At 69.9% G+C, this 22,333-nt stretch carries 18 protein-coding genes and 1 pseudogene; 8 read left to right on the top strand and 11 right to left on the bottom strand.

Going from position 1 to position 22,333, the window contains the following annotated elements:
• Window positions 1-31: 31 nt before the first annotated feature.
• Window positions 32-1,018, top strand: coding sequence for a S49 family peptidase (locus tag ACILR4_RS21750; protein WP_395702972.1), 987 nt, complete (start codon window positions 32-34; stop codon window positions 1,016-1,018).
• A gap of 17 nt (window positions 1,019-1,035) precedes the next feature.
• Window positions 1,036-3,825, top strand: coding sequence for an XrtA/PEP-CTERM system TPR-repeat protein PrsT (prsT, locus tag ACILR4_RS21745; RefSeq protein ID WP_395702990.1), 2,790 nt, complete (start codon window positions 1,036-1,038; stop codon window positions 3,823-3,825).
• On the opposite strand, the gene corA is transcribed toward prsT, so the two are convergent.
• Window positions 3,822-4,790, bottom strand: coding sequence for a magnesium/cobalt transporter CorA (gene corA / locus ACILR4_RS21740; protein ID WP_395702971.1), 969 nt, complete (start codon window positions 4,788-4,790; stop codon window positions 3,822-3,824). The genes prsT and corA overlap by 4 nt on opposite strands.
• Before the next feature lie 77 nt (window positions 4,791-4,867).
• On the opposite strand from corA, the gene bfr reads away from it, so the two are divergent.
• Window positions 4,868-5,344 (top strand): bacterioferritin, encoded by a 477-nt coding sequence (bfr, locus tag ACILR4_RS21735; protein ID WP_395702970.1) that lies wholly within the window; start codon window positions 4,868-4,870, stop codon window positions 5,342-5,344.
• A 95-nt stretch (window positions 5,345-5,439) separates the two neighbouring features.
• Window positions 5,440-5,670 (top strand): bacterioferritin-associated ferredoxin, encoded by a 231-nt coding sequence (locus ACILR4_RS21730; protein WP_395702969.1) that lies wholly within the window; start codon window positions 5,440-5,442, stop codon window positions 5,668-5,670.
• Window positions 5,671-5,707: 37 nt separating this feature from the next.
• On the opposite strand, the gene ureG is transcribed toward ACILR4_RS21730, so the two are convergent.
• From ureG to ACILR4_RS21710, 4 genes are read right to left on the bottom strand one after another with little or no spacing between them, the layout of a single operon-like run.
• A complete protein-coding gene (gene ureG, locus ACILR4_RS21725; protein ID WP_395702968.1) occupies window positions 5,708-6,355 on the bottom strand; it encodes an urease accessory protein UreG in 648 nt (215 codons plus the stop codon).
• Between the two features lie 52 nt (window positions 6,356-6,407).
• A complete protein-coding gene (locus tag ACILR4_RS21720) occupies window positions 6,408-7,091 on the bottom strand; it encodes an urease accessory protein UreF (protein WP_395702967.1) in 684 nt (227 codons plus the stop codon).
• Window positions 7,091-7,669 (bottom strand): urease accessory protein UreE, encoded by a 579-nt coding sequence (gene ureE, locus ACILR4_RS21715; RefSeq protein WP_395702966.1) that lies wholly within the window; start codon window positions 7,667-7,669, stop codon window positions 7,091-7,093. The genes ACILR4_RS21720 and ureE overlap by 1 nt, the downstream gene beginning before the upstream one ends.
• Window positions 7,670-7,692: 23 nt before the next feature.
• Window positions 7,693-9,123: a hypothetical protein gene (locus ACILR4_RS21710; protein ID WP_395702965.1), complete on the bottom strand. Its 1,431-nt coding sequence runs from the start codon at window positions 9,121-9,123 to the stop codon at window positions 7,693-7,695.
• Window positions 9,124-9,276: 153 nt separating this feature from the next.
• On the opposite strand from ACILR4_RS21710, the gene ACILR4_RS21705 reads away from it, so the two are divergent.
• Window positions 9,277-10,062, top strand: a complete 786-nt coding sequence (locus ACILR4_RS21705; protein WP_395702964.1) for a substrate-binding periplasmic protein — start codon at window positions 9,277-9,279, stop codon at window positions 10,060-10,062.
• A gap of 42 nt (window positions 10,063-10,104) precedes the next feature.
• Window positions 10,105-12,615 carry a CHASE domain-containing protein gene (locus tag ACILR4_RS21700; RefSeq protein WP_395702963.1) on the top strand — a complete coding sequence of 837 codons (2,511 nt, stop codon included), beginning with the start codon at window positions 10,105-10,107 and terminating at the stop codon, window positions 12,613-12,615.
• Here the strand turns inward: ACILR4_RS21700 and ACILR4_RS21695 are convergent.
• From ACILR4_RS21695 to ACILR4_RS21680, 4 genes are all read right to left on the bottom strand, one after another.
• Complete coding sequence (locus ACILR4_RS21695; protein WP_395702962.1) at window positions 12,600-13,835, bottom strand: PEP-CTERM sorting domain-containing protein; 1,236 nt, start codon at window positions 13,833-13,835, stop codon at window positions 12,600-12,602. The two genes, ACILR4_RS21700 and ACILR4_RS21695, sit on opposite strands and share 16 nt — an antisense overlap.
• 119 nt (window positions 13,836-13,954) lie before the next feature.
• Window positions 13,955-15,682 carry an urease subunit alpha gene (gene ureC / locus ACILR4_RS21690; RefSeq protein WP_395702961.1) on the bottom strand — a complete coding sequence of 576 codons (1,728 nt, stop codon included), beginning with the start codon at window positions 15,680-15,682 and terminating at the stop codon, window positions 13,955-13,957.
• A gap of 2 nt (window positions 15,683-15,684) precedes the next feature.
• Window positions 15,685-15,990, bottom strand: a complete 306-nt coding sequence (locus ACILR4_RS21685) for an urease subunit beta (protein WP_395702989.1) — start codon at window positions 15,988-15,990, stop codon at window positions 15,685-15,687.
• A gap of 22 nt (window positions 15,991-16,012) precedes the next feature.
• Entirely contained in the window at window positions 16,013-16,315 is a 303-nt protein-coding gene (locus ACILR4_RS21680; RefSeq protein ID WP_395702960.1) for an urease subunit gamma, read from the bottom strand.
• A gap of 120 nt (window positions 16,316-16,435) precedes the next feature.
• On the opposite strand from ACILR4_RS21680, the gene ACILR4_RS21675 reads away from it, so the two are divergent.
• Together ACILR4_RS21675 and ACILR4_RS21670 are read left to right on the top strand one after the other, a co-directional pair.
• Window positions 16,436-19,918, top strand: a complete 3,483-nt coding sequence (locus ACILR4_RS21675) for an ATP-binding protein (protein WP_395702959.1) — start codon at window positions 16,436-16,438, stop codon at window positions 19,916-19,918.
• Window positions 19,911-20,870 carry a response regulator gene (locus ACILR4_RS21670; protein WP_395702958.1) on the top strand — a complete coding sequence of 320 codons (960 nt, stop codon included), beginning with the start codon at window positions 19,911-19,913 and terminating at the stop codon, window positions 20,868-20,870. Before ACILR4_RS21675 ends, ACILR4_RS21670 begins: the two co-directional genes overlap by 8 nt.
• A 16-nt stretch (window positions 20,871-20,886) precedes the next feature.
• Here the strand turns inward: ACILR4_RS21670 and ACILR4_RS21665 are convergent, their stop codons facing one another.
• Together ACILR4_RS21665 and ACILR4_RS21660 are read right to left on the bottom strand one after the other, a co-directional pair.
• Window positions 20,887-21,519 (bottom strand): N-methyl-D-aspartate receptor NMDAR2C subunit, encoded by a 633-nt coding sequence (locus tag ACILR4_RS21665; protein WP_395702957.1) that lies wholly within the window; start codon window positions 21,517-21,519, stop codon window positions 20,887-20,889.
• Between the two features lie 18 nt (window positions 21,520-21,537).
• Window positions 21,538-22,333 (bottom strand): annotated as a pseudogene (locus tag ACILR4_RS21660) (plasma-membrane proton-efflux P-type ATPase); the annotation flags it as partial.

Below are 22,333 nucleotides of genomic sequence, written 5' to 3'. Positions count from 1 at the left end.
CGCGCTGTCCCTCTGACCGAAGCGCCATGCCATGAACGACGATCTCCCTGCACCTTCCGCGGCCGCGCCGCCTTCGCCTCCGGCGACCCCGGCGACCCCGGCGATCGAGCAGACGCTCGAGAAGCTGGCCCGCGAACTGCTCCAGGAGCGTCGCACGGACCGGCGCTGGCGCCTGGGCATGCGCCTGGCATGGTTCGGCCTGTTCTGCGTCCTGCTGTGGACCCTGACCGCACAGCGCATGCATGGCACGGCCCCCTCGGGCCCGCACACCGCGCTGGTGGAGTTGCGTGGCGAAATCGCGGCCGACACCGAGGCCAGTGCCGAACAGCTGATCTCGGGCTTGCGGCAAGCCTTCGAAGACAGCGGCGCGCAGGCGGTGGTCATTCGCATCAACAGCCCCGGCGGCAGTCCGGTGCAGGCCGGCATCGTCAATGACGAGATCCGCCGCCTGAAGGCCAAGCACCAGAAGAAGGTCTACGCGGTGGTCGAGGAGATGTGCGCCTCGGGTGCCTACTACGTGGCCGTGGCGGCCGACGAAATCTTCGTCGACAAGGCGAGCCTGGTCGGCTCCATCGGGGTGCTGATGGATGGTTTCGGCTTCACCGGCCTGATGGACAAGCTGGGCGTCGAGCGGCGCCTGCTGACCGCGGGTGAGAACAAAGGCATGCTCGATCCGTTTTCGCCGCAGAACGCGCGCCAGAAGGCCTACGCGCAGGCGATGATCGACCAGATCCACCGCCAGTTCATCGCCGTCGTGCGACAAGGCCGCGGGGCCCGCCTGAAGGAGTCGCCGGACACTTTCTCGGGCCTGTTCTGGAACGGAGAAGAAGCGGTCAAGCTGGGTCTGGCCGACAGCTTCGGCAACCTCGACTACGTGGCCCGCGAGGTCGTCAAGGCCGAGGAAGTGATCGACTACACGCCGCGGGAGAACGTGGCCGAGCGCCTGGCCAAGCGCTTTGGTGCCGCCATCGGCGAGGGCGCGGTGCGCACCTTGAACACGCTGGCCCGAATCCACTGAGAGGGGACGACACCGTGATGCATCGAGATCGACCGGGACGGGGATGGTCCTGGCTGGGGGCCGCGCTGCTGGCGTTGAGCCTGGCGGCGTGCGGCGGCAAGAGCGAAACCGAGTTGCTCGGATCGGCCAAGGACTACCTCGAGAAGAAGGATGCCAAAGCGGCGGTGATCCAGCTGAAGAACCTGCTGGAGAAGAACCCGTCGTCCGGTGAAGGCCGGTTCCTGCTGGGACGTGCGCTGCTGGACATGGGCGATGCGGCGGGCGCCGAAGTCGAGCTGCGGCGGGCGCTGGACCTGAAGTACCCGGAGGCGCAGGTCGTTCCGCTGCGCGCACGGGCCTTGCTGGCGCAGGGCGAGGCCAAGAAGCTCACCGACGAGTACGGTAGCGCCGACCTGAAGGATCCGGCGCAGGACATCGAGCTGCAGACCACGCTGGCCACGGCGTATGCGCTGCAAGGCGCTGCCGAGGATGCCCGGGCGGCTGTCGACAAGGCCCTGGGCATTTCGCCGCGCTACGCGCCTGCGGTGGTGATGAGTGCCCGCCTGAAGGCCAGTGCCGGCGACCTGGATGGCGCGCTGGCGGTGCTGGACGAGTTGCTGGCCCGCGTGCCCGACAACACCGACGCGCTGCAGTTCAAGGGCGACCTGCTGTGGCAGGGCAAGAACGACCGCAACGGGGCGATCGAGCAGTACCGCAAGGCCGTCGCTGCGCGCAAGGACCTGGCCGAGGCGCATGGGTCCTTGATTACCCTGCTGCTGCTGAACCGTGACATCGACGGCGCGGCGCGACAGCTCGACGAACTGAAGAAGCTCAAACCCAACCATCCCCAGACGCGCTACCTGGAGGCGCAGGTGGCCTTCGCGCGCGGCGACTACAAGCAGGCGCGCGAGCTGTTGCAGCCGGTGCTGCAGGCCGCGCCCAACAACGTGCGCACGCTGCAGCTGGCCGGGGCCGCAGAACTGCAGGTGGGTTCACTGCAGCAGGCCGAGGTGCTGCTGGGCCGCGCCGTGCAGCTGGCCCCCAACGCCTCAGAAGCCCGCCGCCTGCTGGCCGACACCTACCTGCGTTCACGTCAGCCCGAGAAGACGCTGAGCACCCTGAAGCCGCTGCTCGACTCCCCGACCCCGTCGCCGGCGGTGCTGGCGCTGGCGGCACAGGCCCAATTGCTGGCCGGCGACAACAAGGCGGCCGAGGCCCTTTTCGCCAAGGCCGCCAAGCTCAAGCCCGACGACAAGCGACTGAGCGCCGCGGTGGCGCTGTCGCAACTGAACCACGGCAATGCCGATGCGTCGCTGGCCGAACTGCAGCGCATTGCCGCATCCGATGGCGGGCGTGCGGTCGACCTCGCGCTCATCAGCGCTCGCATGCAGCGGCGGGAGTTCGACGCAGCGCTGAAGGCGATCGACGCGCTGGAGAAGAAGCAGCCCGACAGCCCGGTGGCCGCCAACCTGCGCGGGCGCGTCTACCTGGTCAAGCAGGACTTCAAGGCCGCGCGGGCCGCATTTGAACAGGCCCAGAGCAGGGACCCGAAGTTCCTGCCGGCCGCTGCCGGGCTGGCGGCGATCGACATGCTCGAGAAGCAGCCCGAGGCGGCGCAGGGTCGCTTCCAGGCGATCCTGAAGCTGGACCCGAAGAACACCAATGCCCTGCTGGCACTGGCCGAGGTGAAGGGTCGCACCGGTGCGCCGACGGCCGAGATCGTCAAGCTCTTTGCCGACGCGGTGGCGGCCAACCCGAACGACGTGCCGGCACGGCTGGCGCAGATCGACTACCTGATCAACTTGCCGGACCGCAAGGCCGCGCTGGCGGCCGCGCAGGCGGCGAACACCACCATCGCCAACAACGTCGACCTGCTCGAGCGCCTGGGCCGCACCCAGCTGGCGGTGGACGATCGGCAGCAGGCCATCAGCAGCTACGGCAAGCTGATCGCGCTGCGGCCCGATGCCGCCGTGGGCTACCTCGGCCTGGCCCAGGCCCACATTGCAGCGAAGGAACTCGACACCGCCGAGCGCGATGTGCAGAAGGCGCTTGAACGCGAGCCCGATTCGCTCCCTGCCCACCGGCTGGCCATTGCGCTGGCCTGGCGCCAGCAGAAGTTCGGCGAAGCGATCAAGGCCGCCAAGCGCCTGCAGGAGCGCCGCCCCGACGACGGCGCCGGCTTCGTGGCCGAGGGCGAGATCGAAGCCTCGCAGAAGCACTGGGACGCGGCCCTGGCCGCCTTCCGCAAGGCGCTGACGAAGAACGAGGCGTCGGTGGCCGCGTCGAAGCTGCACCTGACGCTCACCGCGGCGCAGCGCGCACCCGAGGCCGCCAAGTTTGCCGACAGCTGGCTCAAGGACCATCCGGACGATGGGCAGTTCCTGTTCTACCTGGGCGACGTGGCGATTGCGTCGAACGACCTCCCGCTGGCCGAGACGCGCTACCTCGAGGTGCTGAAGCGCCAGCCCGAGAACGCGATGGCGTTGAACAACGTCGCCTGGCTGCAGATGCGGCAGAAGAAGCCCGGTGCCCTGGCCTATGCCGAACGGGCGGTGAAGGTCGCGCCCGGGCGGCCGGCGCTGATGGACACCCTGGCGATGGTGCTGTCCAGCGAGAAGCAGTTCCCGCGGGCGATCGAGCTGCAGAAGCAGGTGGTGGCGCAGATGCCCGAGATCCCCGGCTTCCGCCTGAACCTGGCGCGCATCTACCTGGAGTCGGGCGACAAGAAGTCGGCGCGCACCGAGCTCGAGTCGCTGGCCAAGCTGGGCAAGGAGTTCCCGGCGCAGGAAGAGGTGAGCAAGCTGCTGAAGCAGGCCAGCGATTCCTAGACCCAGCCGGCGCGGCGGAAGCGGTACCACATCACCCCGCAGGTGACGCCGATCAGGCCGAGCGCGGCCGGGTAGCCCCAGGCCCACTTGAGCTCGGGCATGTGCTCGAAGTTCATGCCCCAGACGCCGACGAAGAAGGTGGCCACCGCGAAGATGCCGGCCCAGGCCGCGAGCCGCTTGGTGACCTCGGACTCCTCGATCGTCACCATCGAGAGGTTCACCTGGATTGCGGTGCCGATGGTGTCGCGGATGGTGTCGATCGAGGTCAGGATGCGCGACAGGTGGTCGTTGACGTCGCGGAAGTAGGCCTCGCTGGAACTGCACACCGCCGGCACGCGGCCGCCGTGCAGCTTGCCCACCGCGTCGAGCAGCGGGGCGACCGCATGGCGCAGCGAGGTCACGCGATGCTTCAGGTCGTACAGGCGCTCGATGTTGGCGCGGCCGGCGTTGCGCTCGAAGATCTGGCCTTCGATCATCTCGAGCTCGGTTTCCAGCGCATCGACGATCGGGAAATAGCGATCAACGACAGCGTCCATCAACGCGTACAGCACGAAGCCCGCGCCCAGGCGCAGCAGATCCGGCTCCCGTTCACAGCGCTGGCGCACCCCCAGGAATCCCTGCGTGCTGCGATTGCGGATCGACAGCACGAAGTTCGGCCCGGCGAACACGTGCACCTCGCCCAGCCGCAGTTCGTCGGTGGGGCTGAACTCCACCAGGTGCATCACGACGAACAGCGTGCTGCCGTACTCCTCGAGCTTCGGTCGCTGGTGGCCATGCATCGCGTCTTCGATCGCCAGATCGTGCAGGCCGAATTCCTGTTGCGCCTGCTTCAGCTCGTCCTCGGTGGCGTCACGTAGCGCCACCCAGACGAAGCAGCCGGGGCGCGCCAGATGGTCGCTGATCGATTCGACGGGGATGTCGGCGAGCTTGGTGCCCGCCTGGTACGCGACGCAGTTGACCAGCATGAGTTGAACTCCGGAATCGTCGCCGCTGCATGCGGCGAGGCGTGAGAATAGCCGCCACCGCATACCGGAGAACGCAGATGAAGGGTGACGCCCAGGTGCTGGCCTACCTCAATGCCCAGCTGAAGAACGAACTCACCGCGATCAACCAGTACTTCCTTCATTGCCGGATGCTGAAGAACTGGGGCTTCGGCCGCATGGCCAAGCACGAGTACGAGGAATCAATCGAGGAGATGAAGCACGCCGACAAGCTGATCGAGCGCATCCTGATGCTCGAAGGCCTGCCGAACCTCCAGGACCTGGGCAAGCTGATGATCGGCGAGAACGCGATCGAGGTGCTGTCCTGTGACCTGAAGATCGAAATGGGCTCGGTGGCCCACCTGCGCGAGGCGATCGCCCATTGCGAGGGCGTGCGCGACTACGTCAGCCGCGACCTGTTTCGCGAGATCCTCGAAGACACCGAAGAGCATGTCGACCACCTGGAAACCCAGATCGAGCTGGTGTCCCAGGTCGGTGAACAGAACTACCTGCAAACGCAGATCGGCGCAGTTTCGTGAACCCGGCCACCGCAATAACCGGTATCCGGGGATGGGTGATTGAGAACAATTCGCATTAGCGTGTAGACTGCGGGCATCCAAGCTGGGTGCCTGCCATGATCGTCTGCCTGTGCCGCCGAGTGTCCGACCGCGATATCCACCGCGCGGTGCAGCAGGGCGTCAGCAACTTCGAGCAGTTGCAGGACCTGACCGGCGTGGCCAGCCACTGTGGCTGCTGCCACGACTGCGCGCGCGAGGTGTTCGATGCGGCGGTCAACGCCTGTGGCAAGGCCTGCAGCGTGCCGGTAACGCCGATGGCCGCGCCGGAGGCGGTCGCCACCGCCTGACGACCGCACCGGCCTGACGCGCCCCAGGCGGGCGCTGTCAGCCGAGCAGCAGCCCGCGGCGCTCGATGAAGCTCACCACCTCGTCCAGGCCCTGCCGAGTCCGCAGGTTGGTCATCACATGCGGCCGGTTCGGCCGCATGCGGCGCGTGTCGGCCTCCATCACCGACAGGTCGGCACCGACGTAAGGCGCCAGGTCGGTCTTGTTGATCACGAACAGATCGCTCTTGGTGATGCCGGGCCCGCCCTTGCGCGGGATCTTCTCGCCGGCGGCCACGTCGATCACGTAGATCGTCAGGTCGCTCAGCTCCGGGCTGAAGGTTGCGGCCAGGTTGTCGCCGCCGGATTCGATGAACACGATGTCGGCATCCGGGTAGCGCTCGAGCATGCGGTCGACCGCCTCGAGGTTGATCGATGCATCTTCGCGGATCGCGGTGTGCGGGCAGCCGCCGGTCTCGACACCCATGATGCGCTCGGGCTCCAGCGCACCGGCCACGGTCAGCAGCCGCTGGTCTTCCTTGGTGTAGATGTCATTGGTGATGACCACCAGGTCCCAACGCTCGCGCATGGTCTTGCAGAGCATCTCGACCAGCGTCGTCTTGCCCGAACCCACCGGTCCGCCGACGCCCACCCGCAGCGGCGGCAGCTTCTTGGTGCGACGGGCGATCGTGTGCAGCGGGGCATTCATCGGCGCAGTGTAGCGAGCGGCATGCCAGCGCCGGGTCGGAGGGCCGCGTGTGCTACGAGCGGAACAGGCGCGAATACTGCGCTTCGTGGCGGGCCGACAGCACGGCCAGCATCGGCGTGAAGCTCTGGCGCCCGGCATCGCCGGACGGTGCGATGGCGCGGGCCGCCGCCACCGTGTCGGGCAAGGCTGCCGACAGCGCATCGAGCAGGCGCTGGCCCGCGCTCTGACCCAGGGGCACGGCCTTCAGCGCGGCCTGCACCATGTTCTCGGCCCAGGCGAAGCCGCTGCACAGCAGCACCTCGTCGAGCGGGGCGCCGCTGTGGACGCCGGCCAGTGCGAAGGCGATCGGCCAGGCAGGTGCCGGTCCCAGCGCGCGCAGCGCGGCGACGCGCGGATCGTCGGGGCGGCGCTGGCGCAGCCAGTCGGCCAACGAGCGGCCCATCTGCTCGGCCTGCAGCCGCAGCTCGCAGGTCTCGCGGGTCTGCAGCGCCCAGTCGTTCAACGCGGCGATGCGGGCGCCATCGCCCGCCTGCCAGGCCTCGAAGGCCGCGGCCACCAGCGGCAGCTCGGCACGCTGCTGGCCCAGCCGCAGCTGGTCCAGCAGCCACGCGCCGGCGCTGGCCTCGTCATGGACACGGCCGGCATCGACCGCCGGCTCCAGCCCTTCCGAATAGCTGAAGCCCCCTACCGGCAGCGCCGGCGAGGCCAGCCGCATCAGCGCCAGCAGCGCGGACATCAGTGCTCGTGACCGTGATCGTGGTCGTGGTCGTGGTCGTGGTCGTGATGATCGTGCCCATGCCCATGCCCATGGTCGTGCGCGTGACCGTGGTCGTGGTGGGCGTGGGCATGGTCGTGGCCACCCGACGCATAGGCACCGCCCTCGGGCTCGAAGGGTTCGTTCGCCTCGGTGACGATCAGGTGCTGCTGGCGGAGCAGCGCGGCGAGCACATGGTCGGGCTCGAGCTTCAGGTGGTCGGGCTTCAGCTCCAGCTGCACATGGCGGTTGCCCAGGTGGTAGGCCGCGCGCAGCAGGTCGAACGGGGTGCCATGTTCGCTGCAGTGGCGCACCACCAGCACCGGTTGCGGCGCGGCCTGCACGCGCACCAGCGAGCCGTCCTCGGCCACCAGCACGTCGCCACCGCGCACCACGGTGCCGCGCGGCAGGAACACGCCCAGCTGGCGACCGCTGGAATCGGTGGCCTCGAAGCGGCTCTTCTGCCGCAGGTCCCAATCGAGCTCGATGCTGGGCGCGCGCTTGAGCAGCACAGCCGCCAGGCCACGGCCCTGCGAGATGAGTTTGTTGATCGTCAGCATCGGGCGATTGTCGCGCCGCGCCTTCAGAAATCCACCACCTCGAGCTCGATGCGGCGCGCCAGTGCGGCGCGCGCGTTCTCGGCCTGGCGCGGATTGGTGAACGGCCACCAGGTCACGCGCCAGCCTTCGCGCGACTCGAGCAGGCCGGTCTGCGTGGCCGTCGGATGGCCGATGCGGTCGGTCTCGGCACGCAAACGACGCAACAGCACCTCGGCCTCGGCCTTGCTGCGGACCGGCCGGGTGACCAGCGCGTAGAAGCGCGCTGCGCTGGCCGCCGCCCGCGGCGGTGCGGTGGCTGCGCCCGGCGCGGTCGGGGCCTCGCCCAACGGCCGCTGGGCGCCAGGGCCGGTGCCGGGCCGCGTCGGGGAGGGCGACAGGCTGGCCGCTTCTGCACGTGCCGATGCCGCCAGGTCCGGGCGCAGCCGTGGCACCAGCGGCGCCGAGGCGGCCTGTGCTTCCACCACCGCAGGCTGGGCGGCGGTGCTGGCGGAGGGCGCACTGGCGGCAGCCCGGGTCGGCGCGGGAGTCGGTACCGGCGCCGGAGCAGGCGCTGGCGGCGGAACCGGTACGGATGCCGACGCTGGAACCGGCGCTGGAGCGGGGACTGACGCGGGGACTGGAGCGGGGACTGGGGTGGGGACTGGGGCGGGGACTGGGGCGGGCGCTGGCGCCGGTGCTGCGGCTGGCGGGGGCGCCAGCGCCGGGGCCGGCCGAGGTACCGAAGCGGGAACCAGCGTGGGGCCCGACGCCGAGACCGGCACGGGCGCGCTGGCCACCGGCGCGGGCGGTGCCGAGGCACGCTTTGCCACCGCCGCCGGGGTGGAGGCGGCCGCAGAAGCGGCGCTCGCGGCGCCGGCATGGCCGCGCGTCGGCATGGCCTTCAGCCACAGCAGCGCGACACCGGTCAGCATGGCCAGCAGCAGGGCCCCGCCGAGTGCAGCCAGTCGTGGCAGGCTCCACAGCCGCTGCCCCAGCACCGCCGGCCGCCGGCCGCGGCCGAGCATCAGGCGCGGGCGCTGCGGGCCAATGTCGATGGCCGCGGTCACGAGGTAACGGGCGGCGCGTTCGGGCGGCTGTGCGGCGGGCTTGGGTGGGTCCAGCAAGTCGCGGTCGAACGCGGCCACGCGCTCGGGCAGGCCCGCCGGGCCCGGCCGATCGTCATAGCCATGTCGCTGCGCGAAGGCGGCGAGGCGCTTGACGCCGACCTCCGGTACCAGGTCCTCGCTGAAGGCCGGCCAGCTGCGGCGGCGCTGGCGCGGGGCGAACATCAGCGCCAGCAGCCCGCGCCGGGCTTGCGGCGCGTCCCAGGCCGGCGCAGCATCGCGCGCGAAGGGCAGTTCGACGAGGCCGATGCCCTGCACGTCCTTGCGCGTGATGCGGCGCGCCAGCGGGTGGCGGTTGTGCCACGCCACCACCTGGGTGGCCACGTCGGCCAGGAAACTGTCAGCGGTCATTCAGCCAGGGGCGAAACCATGCGTGCCAGGCCCGCGCGCAAGGCGGATGGTACTTTTGCGTAGGCGTCGACTGTAGCGCGGCCACACGGCGAAACTATCATGGACTCGCCGGCTCGCCAGAAGGCCGGCATCGCATCGACATGAGGAAACATCATGCGTTTCGTTGGGTTGATTCTCTGGCTGGCATGCGCTGTCCTGGCCCTTCCCGCCCGGGCCGCCGATGGTCCCGACTGTTCCCGGCCGCTGAGCCTGGGCCTGCATGAGCACGGCCTGCTGTACTCGGCGCAGACCGGCGAGGGCATCGACAAGGACGTGGCCGACGAGCTCGCGCGCCGCAGCGGCTGCAAGCTCGTGGTCTCGCTGATGCCGCGCGCGCGCATCTGGCAGCTGATCGAGTCCGGCGCGCTGGACTTCAGCCTCTCGGGCATCACCAACGAGGCGCGCGACAAGTTCGCCGGCTTCGCCTGGTACTTCTCCAACAAGTACTACCTGCTGGTGCGCAAGGACGCGGGTGTCGCCAGCCATGCGGCGCTGGAGAACAATCCGGCGCTCAAGCTTGGCGTGATCCGGGGCTTCCGCTACAGCCCGAACGCGAACCGGCTGGTCGACCGGCTCGATGCGCAGCAGCGCGTGAGCTATGCGACGAACCTCGATCCGCTGTACGAGATCCTGCTCGACAACCGCGTGCAGGCGATGATCATCGAACCCTTCGACTACCCCACCATCGACACCGGCCGCATCCGCGAGCAGACCATGATCCTCGAGTTCGACGATCCGGCCATTCCGCATGGGCTGATCATGTCCAGGAAGTCGGTCCCGCCGGCCCAGCAGCAGGCCTGGCGCCTGCTGGTGGACCAGATGCGGCAGGACGGCACGATGCAGCGCATCTTCGAGAAATACTTCAAGCCCGACCTGGCGCGTGCGATGACGCAGTTCTAGCGTGTCCACCGCCGTACCCCTCCTCGCCAACCGGGGCCCGGATTGAAGCGACTGCTGACCTTGCTGCCCTGGCTGGTGGGCCTGTGCGCGCTGGCGATCACGGTGGCGCTGGCCCTGCATGAGCAGCGCAACCAGCAGCAGACGCTGCGCAGCAGCTTCGACCTCGGCCTGCGCCAGACGGCCAACCGCGTGGAGCAGCGCATTGCCAGCTACGAGCTGGTGCTGCGTGGCACGCAGGGGCTGTTCCGGGCCGCCGGCGCCATCGACCAGGCCGCGTTCTCCGCCTATGTCGACGCGCTGCTGGCCGGCGCCGATTTCGCCGGCCTGCAGGCCATCGGCCACGCCCAGGCCGCCGGTGGCGAGGGCGACAACCTGCAGGCACCGGTGACCCTGGTGGCGCCGGCGATCGGCCAGAACCTGCAGGCCCTGGCCGTCGACCTGAACGGCGAGCCGGCCCGCCGCGCCGCGCTGCTGCAGTCGCGCGACTCCGGCAGCATCGCCATCACCCGCAAGCTGCGCCTGCTGACCGACCGCGGGCCGGGCGCGCAGGACGGCTTCATGATGGTGCTGCCGCTGTACCGACCGGGCCAGCCGCTGGCCACCGTGCAGCAGCGACGGCGGCATCACAGCGGCTGGGTGTTCGCGCTGTTCCGCATGGGCGACCTGATGTCCAGCCTGTATGGCGAGGGCATGCCGGGGCTCGAGGTGCGCATCCACGACGGCGTGGACCTCCGTGACGACAACCTGATGTACCAGTCCGGCAACCACCCGGCGCAGACGCCGCGCTTCGAGGCGCACGAGTACATCGGCTTCGCCGGCCACACCTGGACCCTGGGCGTGCGCACGCAGCCGGACTTCGACGCACTGCACAACCTCGATGCGCCGCGCATCATCGTGGTCTCGGGCCTGGGCGTGAGCCTGCTGCTGGCGCTGCTGACGCACCAGCTCGTGGGAGGACGCGAGCGCGCGCGGGCGCTCGCGCAGCGCATGACGCGCGAGCTCCGCGACAGCGAGGAGCGCTATCGGCGCATCGTCGAGACGGCGGACGAAGGCATCTGGATGTGCGACGCCGACCAACGCACCTCCTTCGTGAATCCCAAGGCACTGCAGATGCTGGGCTACAGCGTGGAAGCCCTGCAGGCGATGCCGCTGACGCAGTTCCTCGAGGAGCCCGGGCGTGCTGAGGTGGCCGCGCACCTGGCGCAGCGCACGCAGGGCCGCGCGCGTCATCACGAGCTGCAGTTCCGGCGTGCCGACGGCAGCGGGCTGTGGGTGTCGATGTCGCTGAACCCGATCGCCGATGCCGATGGCCGCTACGCTGGCGCGTTAGCGATGTTCACCGACATCACCGAGGCGCACGAGGCCGAGGCCCGCCGCGCCCAGCTGGAGAGCCAGCTGCGCGAATCGCAGAAGATGGAAGCCATCGGCACGCTGGCCGGCGGCATCGCGCACGACTTCAACAACATCCTGGCGGCCATTCTCGGCAATGCGGCGCTGGCCCGCGAGCGCCTGGCACCGGACGATCCCGCCGCGCGCCACCTGGCGCAGATCAGCCAGGCCGGCAGCCATGCGCGCAACCTGGTGCAGCAGATTGTCGCCTTCGGCCGGCGCCAGCCGCTGGCGCGCGTGCCGCAGCCGCTGGCGCCGCTGGTCGAGGCTTCGATCACGCTGCTGCGCGCGACGCTGCCGGCCTCGGTCGACCTGCAGTGCGAACTGCCGGCCGAGCCGCTGTGGGCGCGGGTGGACGGCAACCAGCTGCAGCAGGTGCTGATGAACCTGTGCACCAACGCCTGGCATGCCCTGCCGGGCGGGCAGGGCCGCATCGACGTCGGCCTGGCCAGCGTGGCGCTGGATGCCGATGCCGTGCAGGCCCTGGGCCCGCTGCGCCCCGGCATGCACGCGCGGCTGTGGGTCGGCGACAGCGGCAGCGGCATGGATGCAGCGACGCGGGCCCGCATCTTCGAACCCTTCTTCACCACCAAGCCGGTCGGCCAGGGCACCGGGCTCGGTCTGTCGGTGGTGCATGGCATCGTCAGCGCGCACGATGGCGCGATCACCGTGCACAGCGCGCCCGGCGAAGGCAGCCGCTTCGACGTCTACCTGCCGCAGGTGGCGCCGCCGGTCCAGCCGCTGCCGTCGGGCGAGCGCCCCGCGGTGGCCGTGCTGCCCGGCCGCGGCGAACGGGTGCTGTACCTGGACGACGACCCGGTGGTGGTGACCCTGGCCGAAGCGCTGCTGCAGCGTGCCGGCTACGCGGTGCGCACCTTCGGCGATGCACGCGAGGCGGTGGCTGCGCTGCGCGCCGAGCCGACCGCCTTCGACCTGGTGATCACCGACTACAACATGCCCGAGCTCTCGGGCCTGGACGTGGTGCAGGCGGTGCGGGCGCTGAACCCGGCACTGCCGGTCGTCATCAGCTCGGGCTACCTGTCCGAGGACATCCGCCTGGCCGCGCGGCAGGCCGGCGTGCGCCAGCTGCTGCAGAAGGAGTACACCGCCGAGCAGCTGGTGCCGCTGGTGCAGCAGGTGCTGGCCGCTCAGGATGGGCGATAGCGCCGGCACAGGCCCAGCGCCAGCAGGCCCAATGCGGCCAGCGCCAGGCTGGCCGGTTCCGGCACGGTGCTGAAGCCCAGCTGCTGGCTGGCGATGCGTTGCAGCGCCAGCGCATCGGCCTGGCCAATGCCCAGTTGCGACGCGGCGATCTCGCCGGCGCCGAGTGACAAGGGGTCCAGCCCGGTCAGCGTGCCGAACAGCGTCAGCGCGCTGAGGTAGGAGCCGTACCTGCTGGCATGCGTGCCGTCGTCGAACCACAGGTCCATCAGGCCGTCGGTGGCTGCGTCGGGCGCCCACATGTCGCGCGTGACCAGGCCGCTGTCGACCGCGCGCTGGAAGGCCTCGCCCACCGGCGCGATGCCCGTGATGCCGCCCGTGCCGTCGGCGCCGGCCAGCGTGGCGGCATTGAGGTAGGCCTCGCGCAGGTCGTCGGTCATCTCGGCCAGCGAGCGGTAGTAGGTGTCGGCCGGCGTGCTGGTGCGCGTCACCGCGCCGGTGGTGTCGTCGGTGGTGGTGACGAAGGCGCCATCCACCAGGTTGGGCCGGGCCCAGGTTTCGTAGAGGTAGACCTCGCTGGACGCGCTCGCAAAGCTGTTGGCCGGGATGTTGCGCAACGTGTTGCAGCTGGTGGCCGATGCGCCGGTGGCCGCCTGGCAGGCGGCGGTGCGCTGCGCCGCGGTGGCGCCGGGGAAGAAGTCGCGCTCGCGGTAGGACTGGGCCTGGCCGTTGTGGATGAAGTCCTCGATCTTGTCGGTGTAGTTCAGGAACCAGTCGGGGTTCGAGGCCATGCCCGGTTGCTTGGGCAGCGGCTCGTCGCTCTGCTCCTGCAGCACCACCTTGTCCCAGGTCTGCGAGGCGATGTTGCCGCGCAGGTCCCAGCCGGCCGAGTTGGTGTTGAGGAAGTGGCCGCGCAGCGAGGCCGCGTTGCGCGTGGACAGCGAGACGTCATAGTCCAGCCCGGCCTGCACCGTGAACTGCTTGAAGATGCCGGCCACGCCGCCCCAGGGGTGCGGCTCGTAGGGATTGCTGCCCGTGGCGTTGGCGGCATTCATCGTGGCCGTCAGGTCGTGCACGTTGGCAGCGTTGTAGCTCATCACCGGGTCGACGCGGCCGAAGGTATAGCTGTTGCCGACGAACAGCACGCGCACCGGGTCGGCGTGCGCAGCCATGCCTGCCGCGAGCGTGGCCAGGGCACACAGGGATGTCAGGGCAGGGCGCACGGCTTGTCTCCAGCATCTGTCTTCGAAGGGTCCGCACGGTAGCGCCGGGCGGCGGACAGATCAAATATGGAAACAAGCGATCCCGATACGCGCTGCGTATCGGGTTTCAAGCGCGCCGATCAGAACAGGAAGTAGCGCTGCGCCATCGGCAGCTCGACGGCCGGGTCGCAGGTGAGCAGCTGGCCGTCGGCTCGCACCTGGTAGGTCTGCGCGTCGATCTCCATCGTCGGCTGGTAGTGGTTGTGCACCATGTCGGCCTTGCGCACGCTGCGGTTGCCCTTCACGCCCACCAGGCGCTTGGCCAGGCCGTAGCTTTCCGCCGCACCATTGGCCAGGCTCGCCTGGCTGACAAAAGTCAGCGAGGTCGCGCCCAGCGCCTTGCCGAAGCTGCCGAACATCGGCCGGTAGTGCACGGGCTGCGGCGTCGGGATGCTGGCGTTCGGGTCGCCCATCGCGGCCGCGGCGATGAAGCCGCCCTTGATCACCAGGCTGGGCTTGACGCCGAAGAAGGCCGGGCGCCACAGCACCAGGTCGGCCCACTTGCCGACCTCGATCGAGCCGACCTCGTGCGCGATGCCATGCGACAGCGCCGGGTTGATCGTCAGCTTGGCGATGTAGCGCTTCAGGCGCTGGTTGTCGTTGCGCGCCCCGTCGCCGGCCAGGCTGCCGCGCTGCAGCTTCATCTTGTGCGCGGTCTGCCAGCAGCGGATCACGACTTCGCCGACGCGGCCCATGGCCTGGCTGTCCGACGAGAACATGCTGATCGCGCCCAGGTCGTGCAGCACGTCCTCGGCGGCGATGGTCTCGCGGCGGATGCGGCTTTCGGCGAAGGCCAGGTCCTCGGCCACGCTGGCATCGAGGTGGTGGCACACCATCAGCATGTCCAGGTGCTCGTCCACCGTGTTCACGGTGTAGGGCATGGTCGGGTTGGTCGACGAGGGCAGGAAGTTCGGCTCGCCGACCACGCGCATGATGTCCGGCGCATGGCCGCCGCCGGCGCCTTCGGTGTGGAAGGCGCAGAGCGTGCGGCCCTTCGTCGCCGCGATGGTGTCCTCGACGAAGCCGCTCTCGTTCAGCGTGTCGCTGTGGATCGAGACCTGCACGTCGTGCTGCTCGGCGACATCCAGGCAGTTGTCGATCGCCGAGGGCGTGGTGCCCCAGTCCTCGTGCAGCTTCAGGCCGACCACGCCCGCCTCCACCTGCTGCACCAGCGCCTCGGGCCGGCTGGCGTTGCCCTTGCCGAGGAAGCCCAGGTTCATCGGGAAGGCCTCGGCGGCCTGCAGCATCAGCCGGATGTTGGTCGGACCCGGCGTGCAGGTGGTGGCGAAGGTGCCGGTGGCGGGACCGGTGCCGCCGCCCATCATCGTGGTCACGCCGGAGTTCAGCGCCTCCTCGATCTGCTGCGGGCAGATGAAGTGGATGTGGGTGTCGATGCCGCCGGCGGTGACGATCATCCCTTCGGCCGAGATGATCTCGGTGCCCGGGCCGATGATGATGTCCACGCCCGGCTGCACATCGGGGTTGCCGGCCTTGCCGATGGCGACGATGCGGTGGTGCTTGATGCCGATGTCGGCCTTGACGATGCCCCAGTGGTCGAGGATCACCGCGTTGGTGATCACCAGGTCGGCCGCCTCGTGCGGGCCGGGGCCGTTGACCACCTGGCTCTGGCCCATGCCGTCGCGGATGGTCTTGCCGCCGCCGAACTTCACCTCTTCGCCATAGCCGCCGGCGCGCAGGGTGTAGTCCTGCTCGATCTCCAGCACCAGCGCGGTGTCGGCCAGGCGCAGGCGGTCGCCCACGGTGGGGCCGAACATCTCGGCATAGGCGCGCTTGCCAATGGTTGCCATCGTCAGAGTTTTCCTTGAACCATGGCCCGGAAGCCCCAGACCTCGCGGCCACCGGCGTAGTCCACCAGTTCCACCGTGCGCTGCTGGCCGGGCTCGAAGCGCACCGCGGTGCCGCTGGCGATGTTCAGCCGCATGCCACGCGCGGCCGCGCGGTCGAAGCGCAAGGCGCCGTTGGTCTCGGCGAAGTGGTAGTGCGAGCCGACCTGGATCGGCCGGTCGCCGGTGTTCTCGACCACCAGCGTCGCGCTGCGGCGGCCGGGGTTCAGCGGCAGGTCGCCGTCGTCGGTGAGAAGCTCGCCGGGAATCATCGTGGTGCGCCTCATGTCTGATTCACGCAATAGGTTGGTGCACGGTCACCAGCTTGGTGCCATCCGGGAAGGTGGCTTCGACCTGGATCTCCGGGATCATCTCGGCCACGCCGTCCATCACGTCGGCCCGGCTCAGCACGGTCTTGCCCTCACTCATCAGCGCGGCCACGGACTTGCCGTCGCGCGCGCCTTCCATGATGGCGGCGGTGATCAGCGCCACCGCCTCCGGATGGTTGAGCTTCAGGCCCCGCGCCCTGCGGCGCTCGGCCAGCAGCGCCGCGGTGAAGATCAGCAGCTTGTCTTTTTCGCGAGGGGTGAGGTCCATGCCGGCGATTCTGTCGCAGCGTGTCAGATCGGCGCCTTGGGGCAAGTGCCGTGCCGGGACACCATCGCTTTGCGGGTGCCTGCCTCGGCTTGGTGCGTTTCTTGATCCATGCCCTGCGCGATGACCGAACCGAGTGCCAGCCCCGCCCACCCGCCACAGCATGTGGTGACCTTCCGCCGCGACTACAACAGCTGGGTCGCGCGCGAGACGATGGAAGACTTCGCGCTGCGCTTCACGCCGCGCACCTTCCGCAAGTGGAGCGAATGGCGGGTGGCCAACACGGCCTTCGGCGCCGCCTCGTTCCTGATCCTCGAGGCGGTGGGCGCCACGCTGCTGGTGCAGCATGGCTTCGTCAATGCCGCGCTGGCGATCCTGGCCACCGGGCTGATCATCTTCCTGGCCGGCCTGCCGATCAGCGTCTACGCCGCGCGCCATGGCGTGGACATGGACCTGCTGACCCGCGGCGCCGGCTTCGGCTACCTCGGCTCGACCATCACCTCGCTGATCTACGCGAGCTTCACCTTCATCTTCTTCGCGCTCGAGGCGGCGGTGATGGCCTATGCGCTGGAGCTGGCCTTCGACATCCCGCCGGCCTGGGGCTACGGTCTGTGCGCGCTGGTGGTGATTCCGCTGGTGACGCACGGCGTCACCGCGATCAGCCGGCTGCAGGTGTGGACCCAGCCGCTGTGGCTGGCGCTGCTGGTGTTGCCCTTCGCGTTCGTGCTGTGGAAGAGCCCGGGCGAACTGGCCGGGCTCACCGGCTACGGCGGCAGTTCGGGCCAGTTCGCCGGCTTCAACCTGCATGCCTTCGGCGCCGCGCTGACGGTGGGCATCGCGCTGATCACGCAGATGGGCGAGCAGGCCGACTACCTGCGCTTCATGCCCGAGATGAAGCCCGGCCACCGCGCGCGCTGGTGGTTCGGCACGCTGCTGGGCGGGCCGGGCTGGGTGATCGTCGGCGTCATCAAGATGATGGCCGGCGTGGTGCTGGCCTACCTGGCGCTGACGCACATGGTGCCGCCCGACCGCGCCGTCGACCCGAATCAGATGTACCTCGCGGCCTGGGAGTACGTGACGCCGAAGTACGGCCTGGCGGTGGCCGCCACCGCGCTGTTCGTCGTCGTCTCGCAGCTGAAGATCAACGTCACCAATGCCTATGCCGGATCGCTGGCCTGGAGCAATTTCTTCTCGCGCCTGACGCACAGCCACCCTGGCCGCGTCGTTTGGGTGGTATTCAACACGCTCATCGCGCTGGTGCTGATGGAGATGAACGTGTTCCAGGCGCTGGGCCACGTGCTGGGCCTGTACTCCAACATCGCGATCGCGTGGATCATGGCGGTGGTGGCGGACCTGGTGATCAACAAGCCGCTGGGGCTGTCGCCGCCGGGCATCGAGTTCCGCCGCGCGCACCTGTACGACATCAACCCGGTGGGCGTCGGCGCGATGGGCATCGCCTCGCTGCTGTCGGTGGCCGCGCACCTGGGCGCCTTCGGCCAGACGGCGCAGGCCTTCTCCGCGATGATCGCGCTGGTGACCGCGATGGTCGCCGCGCCGCTGATCGCCTGGGCCACCGGCGGCCGTTACTACCTGGCCACACGTCACGGGGAAGACGACAACGCCGGCGCCTACCTCGCCCGCGCCGCGGCGCCGCGCGGCAAGCGCCGCTGCGTGATCTGCGAGCGCGAGTACGAGCACGAGGACATGGCCAGCTGCCCGGCCTACGGCGGGCCGATCTGCTCGCTGTGCTGCACGCTCGACGCGCGCTGCGACGACCTGTGCAAGCCCGATGCGCGGCTGTCGGCGCAGTGGCTGGGCCTGATGCAGCGCCTGCTGCCGCAGCGCATGGCGCGGCACCTCGAAGGCGGGCTCGCGCACTACCTGCTGCTGATGCTGGCGGTGGTGCCGCTGCTGGGTGCGCTGTTCGGCGGCCTGTACCTGCTGGGCCTGCGCACCGTGCTGGCCGGCGGCTTCGAGGAAGCCGCCGCCGTCGCGCCGCTGCTGCGCGCGGGCTTCCTGCAGGCCTTCCTGGTGCTGCTGCTGGTGGCCGGCATGGTGGCCTGGTGGCTGGTGCTGGCGCAGCGCAGCCGGCAGCTGGCGCAGGCGGAATCGCGGCGCCAGACGCAGGCGCTGGAACAGCAGGCCGCGGCGCTGCAGCGCGAGATCGCCTCGCACCAGCGCACCGATGCGCAACTGCAGCAGGCCAAGGCCGCGGCCGATGCGGCCAACCAGGCCAAGAGCCGCTACATCACGACCATCAGCCACGAGCTGCGCACGCCGCTGAACTCGATCCTCGGCTATGCCCAGCTGCTGGAAGACGATGCCGCTATCCCGCCGCACCGGCGCGACGCGGTGAAGGTCATCCGCCGCGGCGGCGACCACCTGCTGAGCCTGATCGAGGGCACGCTGGACATCGCACGCATCGAGAGCGGCCGCCTGACCCTGGAGCTGGGCCCGATGCGCTTCGCCGAGGGCCTGGACGAGCTGGCGCGCATGTTCGAGCTGCAGGCCGCTGCACGCGGCCTGGGCTTCGAGCACCAGCGCCAGTCCGACCTGCCGGCGCTGGTGCGCGCCGACGAGAAGCGCCTGCGCCAGATCCTCATCAACCTGCTGGGCAATGCGGTGAAGTTCACCCGGGCCGGCCGCGTCATCCTGCGCAGCAGCTACTCGGGCGAGATGGCCCGCTTCGAGATCGAGGACACCGGCCCGGGCATGAGCGCGGACGAACTGCAGCGTGTGTTCGAGCCCTTCGAGCGCGGCACCTCGGCCGGCGTCAACGCCACTGGCGGCACCGGACTCGGGCTGACCATTTCGCGCATGCTGGCCGAGCTGATGGGCGGCGAGCTCACGGTGCGCAGCACGCCGGGCGTCGGCACCTGCTTCGCGATCAAGCTCTACCTGCCCGAGCTGGCGGCCGGCAGCCGCGCGGCGCACGACCGGCTCGTCACGCGCAAGCCCATCGGCTACGCCGGTGCGCGCCGCCGGCTGCTGGTGGTCGACAACGAAGAGGCCGACCGTCGCCTGCTGGGCGACCGCCTCGCGCCGCTGGGCTTCGAGCTGCTGCAGGCCGCCTCCGGCGAGGAAGCCCTGGCCGTGCTCGCGCGCGAGCCGGTCGATGGCCTGTTCCTCGACCTGGCGATGCCGGGCATCGACGGCTGGACCACGCTGCGCCGGCTGCGCGACCAGGGCCTGAGCGCCGCGCCCGCGGCCATCGTCTCGGCCAACGCCTACGACAAGGGCCTGGAGAACGACCTCGGCATCACGCCGGCCGACTTCCTCGTCAAGCCGGTGCGCATGGACGAGCTGCTGGGCTGGCTGGAAAGCCGGCTCGCGCTGCAGTGGGTGCATGCCCAGCCCGCGGCCGAGGCCGCGCCAGTGCCCGCCGCCCCCCTGTGCCCGCCGCCGGCCGCCGCGCTGCGCGAGCTGGACGAACTGGTGCGGCTGGGCTACGTGCGCGGCATCCTGAAGAAGCTCGACGCCATCGCCCAGGCCCACCCCGACAGCGCCGGTTTTGCCGAACGCCTGCGACAGATGGCGCGCCGCTTCGAACTCGATGCCATGACGCAGCAGTTGCACGCTGCCCTGAAGGAAGCCTCCGATGCCTGAAGCGCTGAGCACGCTGGACCGCGCCAGTGGCGAGCTGGTGCTGATCGTCGACGACCTGCCCGACAACCTCTCGCTGCTGCACGACGCGCTCGACGAAGCCGGCCACACCGTGCTGGTGGCCAGCGACGGGCCGAGCGCGATCGCCCGCGCGCGCCAGGCCCGGCCCGACGTGGTGCTGCTGGACGCGATGATGCCGGGCATGGACGGCTTCGAGGTCGCCCGCCAGCTCAAGGCCGACCCCGAGACCGCGGCGATCCCGATCATCTTCATGACCGCGCTGACCGAGACCGAGCATGTGGTGGCGGCCTTCGGTGCCGGCGGCGTCGACTACGTCACCAAGCCGATCGACCCGCGCCAGGTGCTCGCGCGCATCGCCGCCCACACGCACACCGCGCGCGTGCAGCGCCAGGCGCGCAACGCGCTCGACGCCTTCGGCCATGCCACGCTGGTGGTGCGCCCGGCCGACGGCAAGCTGCTGTGGCAGACCGCGCTGGCGCGCACGCTGCTGCGCGACTTCTTCGGCAGCGAAGGCTCGGCCGCACCGGTGCCGCTGATCGACTGGGTCCGGCGCGAAGTGGCCGCGCGCGCCGCCGGCAGCGCGCCGCAGGCGCTGGTCACCGCACGCGGACCGCGCCGCCTGACCTTGGAGATGCACCGCATGCATGCCGACGACGGCGGTGGCGACGATCCCGAGGAAGCCGAGTGGCTGATCGTCGCCAGCCAGCGCGACGACGCGGCGGTGTTCGAAGCGATGATGCGCAGCTTCGGCCTGACGATGCGCGAGGCCGAGGTGCTGTACTGGGCCGCGCTGGGCAAGACCAACCGTGACATCGGCGACATCCTCGGCGCCAGCCCGCGCACGGTGACCAAGCACATGGAGCACATCCTGCAGAAGATGGGCGTCGAGACCCGCACCGCGGCCGCGGCGCGGGTGCTGAAGCTGATCGGCTGAGGACTGTGGCCTCGGCTCAGCGCAGCGCAGTGATCGAGCGCTGCAGGTTGCGCCGCGCCCGGGCCTCGAACAGCGCCTGACCCGCCGGCGTGGCATACAGCCGCGGCCGCGCCAGGAAGGCTTCGAGGATGCGGCGTCGGCCCTGACGGAACGCGGCTTCGGGCACGGCCGCATATTCCTGCCGCACCTGCCGTTCGTACTGGTCGAAGCGGCGCTCGGGCGCGCCGAGGATCGCCAGGTCGATGTCGACCAGCAGCTGCGCATCGGCATCGCCTGGCTGCGCGTCGTGCTGCGTGGCCAGCACCAGCGCGTGGATGCGTTCGGCCGCCGCCGCTTCGCCGCCCGCGGCCCACACCGCGGCGCGCGCCCAGTCGGCGCACCGTGCTTCGTTGTCATGTCGATCGGTGCGGTAGATCGCGTCGTGGAACCACAGCGCGATGGCGATCTCGGCCGGCCGGCCGGCATGCGCCTGCAGCCGCTGCAACCAGGCCAGGCATTCGCGCAGGTGCTGTTGCGTGTGGTAGGCCCGGTGCGGCTCGGCATAACACGCCAAAAGCACGTTCAGCAGCTGGCCATCGTCCTGCCGCGCACCGATCGCCGGCCAGGCGGAGAACCAGTTGCGGTCAATGCGTTGGAGGGCAGTCTTCATGGATTCACCGCCTGGATTTCACGGCGATGACGCCACGGTCGGCCCGAGCCGCCGGATCATCGCGACCTTGATGACGTCATTGACGCCAAGGCAGCTGAGGGCAGCACCGGCGAAGACGATCAAGGCCTGCCATGCCGGCAAGGGCGCCAAGCCGGCCATACCGGTGTAGGACAGGACCGTCCCCACAAGACCCTCGGCCAAGAGTGCCGCTGCCAGCGTCGCGCTCGGCCGGCTGGCGCCGAACCAGCGGCGTTCCCGCAGCGACAGGATCGAGCCCATCGCGAAGTACAGCAGCGTGAGAAACGCGAAGGTGTTCGTCGCGCCGGGCTGCGCGGCAAGACCGAACCATGTCCAGCCCACCCACAGCAGGAGCAGGGCCTCCGCCACCATCGCCACCCCGAGCACCACGGCAACGCGCACATGCCCGCCGATGGCCCAGGTTTCGGGTTGCTGCGACGGCCGCACGCGGTCCGTGGCCAGCGTCACCTTCGCGAAGTCGGTCATGAACACCAGGAGCAGCATCGCGAACGCCGAGACGACGAATCGTCCGGTGGCGATCAATGCCAGTGCGACATAGGCCGACTTCAGCAGGGTGCGGCTGATCTTGTTCAGGATCCACGTGAGGATGCGCTGGTAGGTCGCGCGCCCGAGGTCGACCAGCGGCACGATGTTGGCGAGCCCGGGATCGGTGAGCACCACGCTGGCCGCGCCCTTGGCCACGTCGGTCGCGCCGGCCACCGCAATGCCCACCTCCGCCTGGCGCAGCGCCGGGGCATCGTTGACGCCGTCGCCGGTCATGCCCGTCACGTGTCCG

Source organism: Aquabacterium sp., from assembly GCF_044226965.1.
Taxonomy (GTDB): domain Bacteria; phylum Pseudomonadota; class Gammaproteobacteria; order Burkholderiales; family Burkholderiaceae_C; genus Pseudaquabacterium.
Note: the sequence above shows the minus strand (reverse complement) of the source record. Positions and strands in the feature narration are given on the sequence as shown.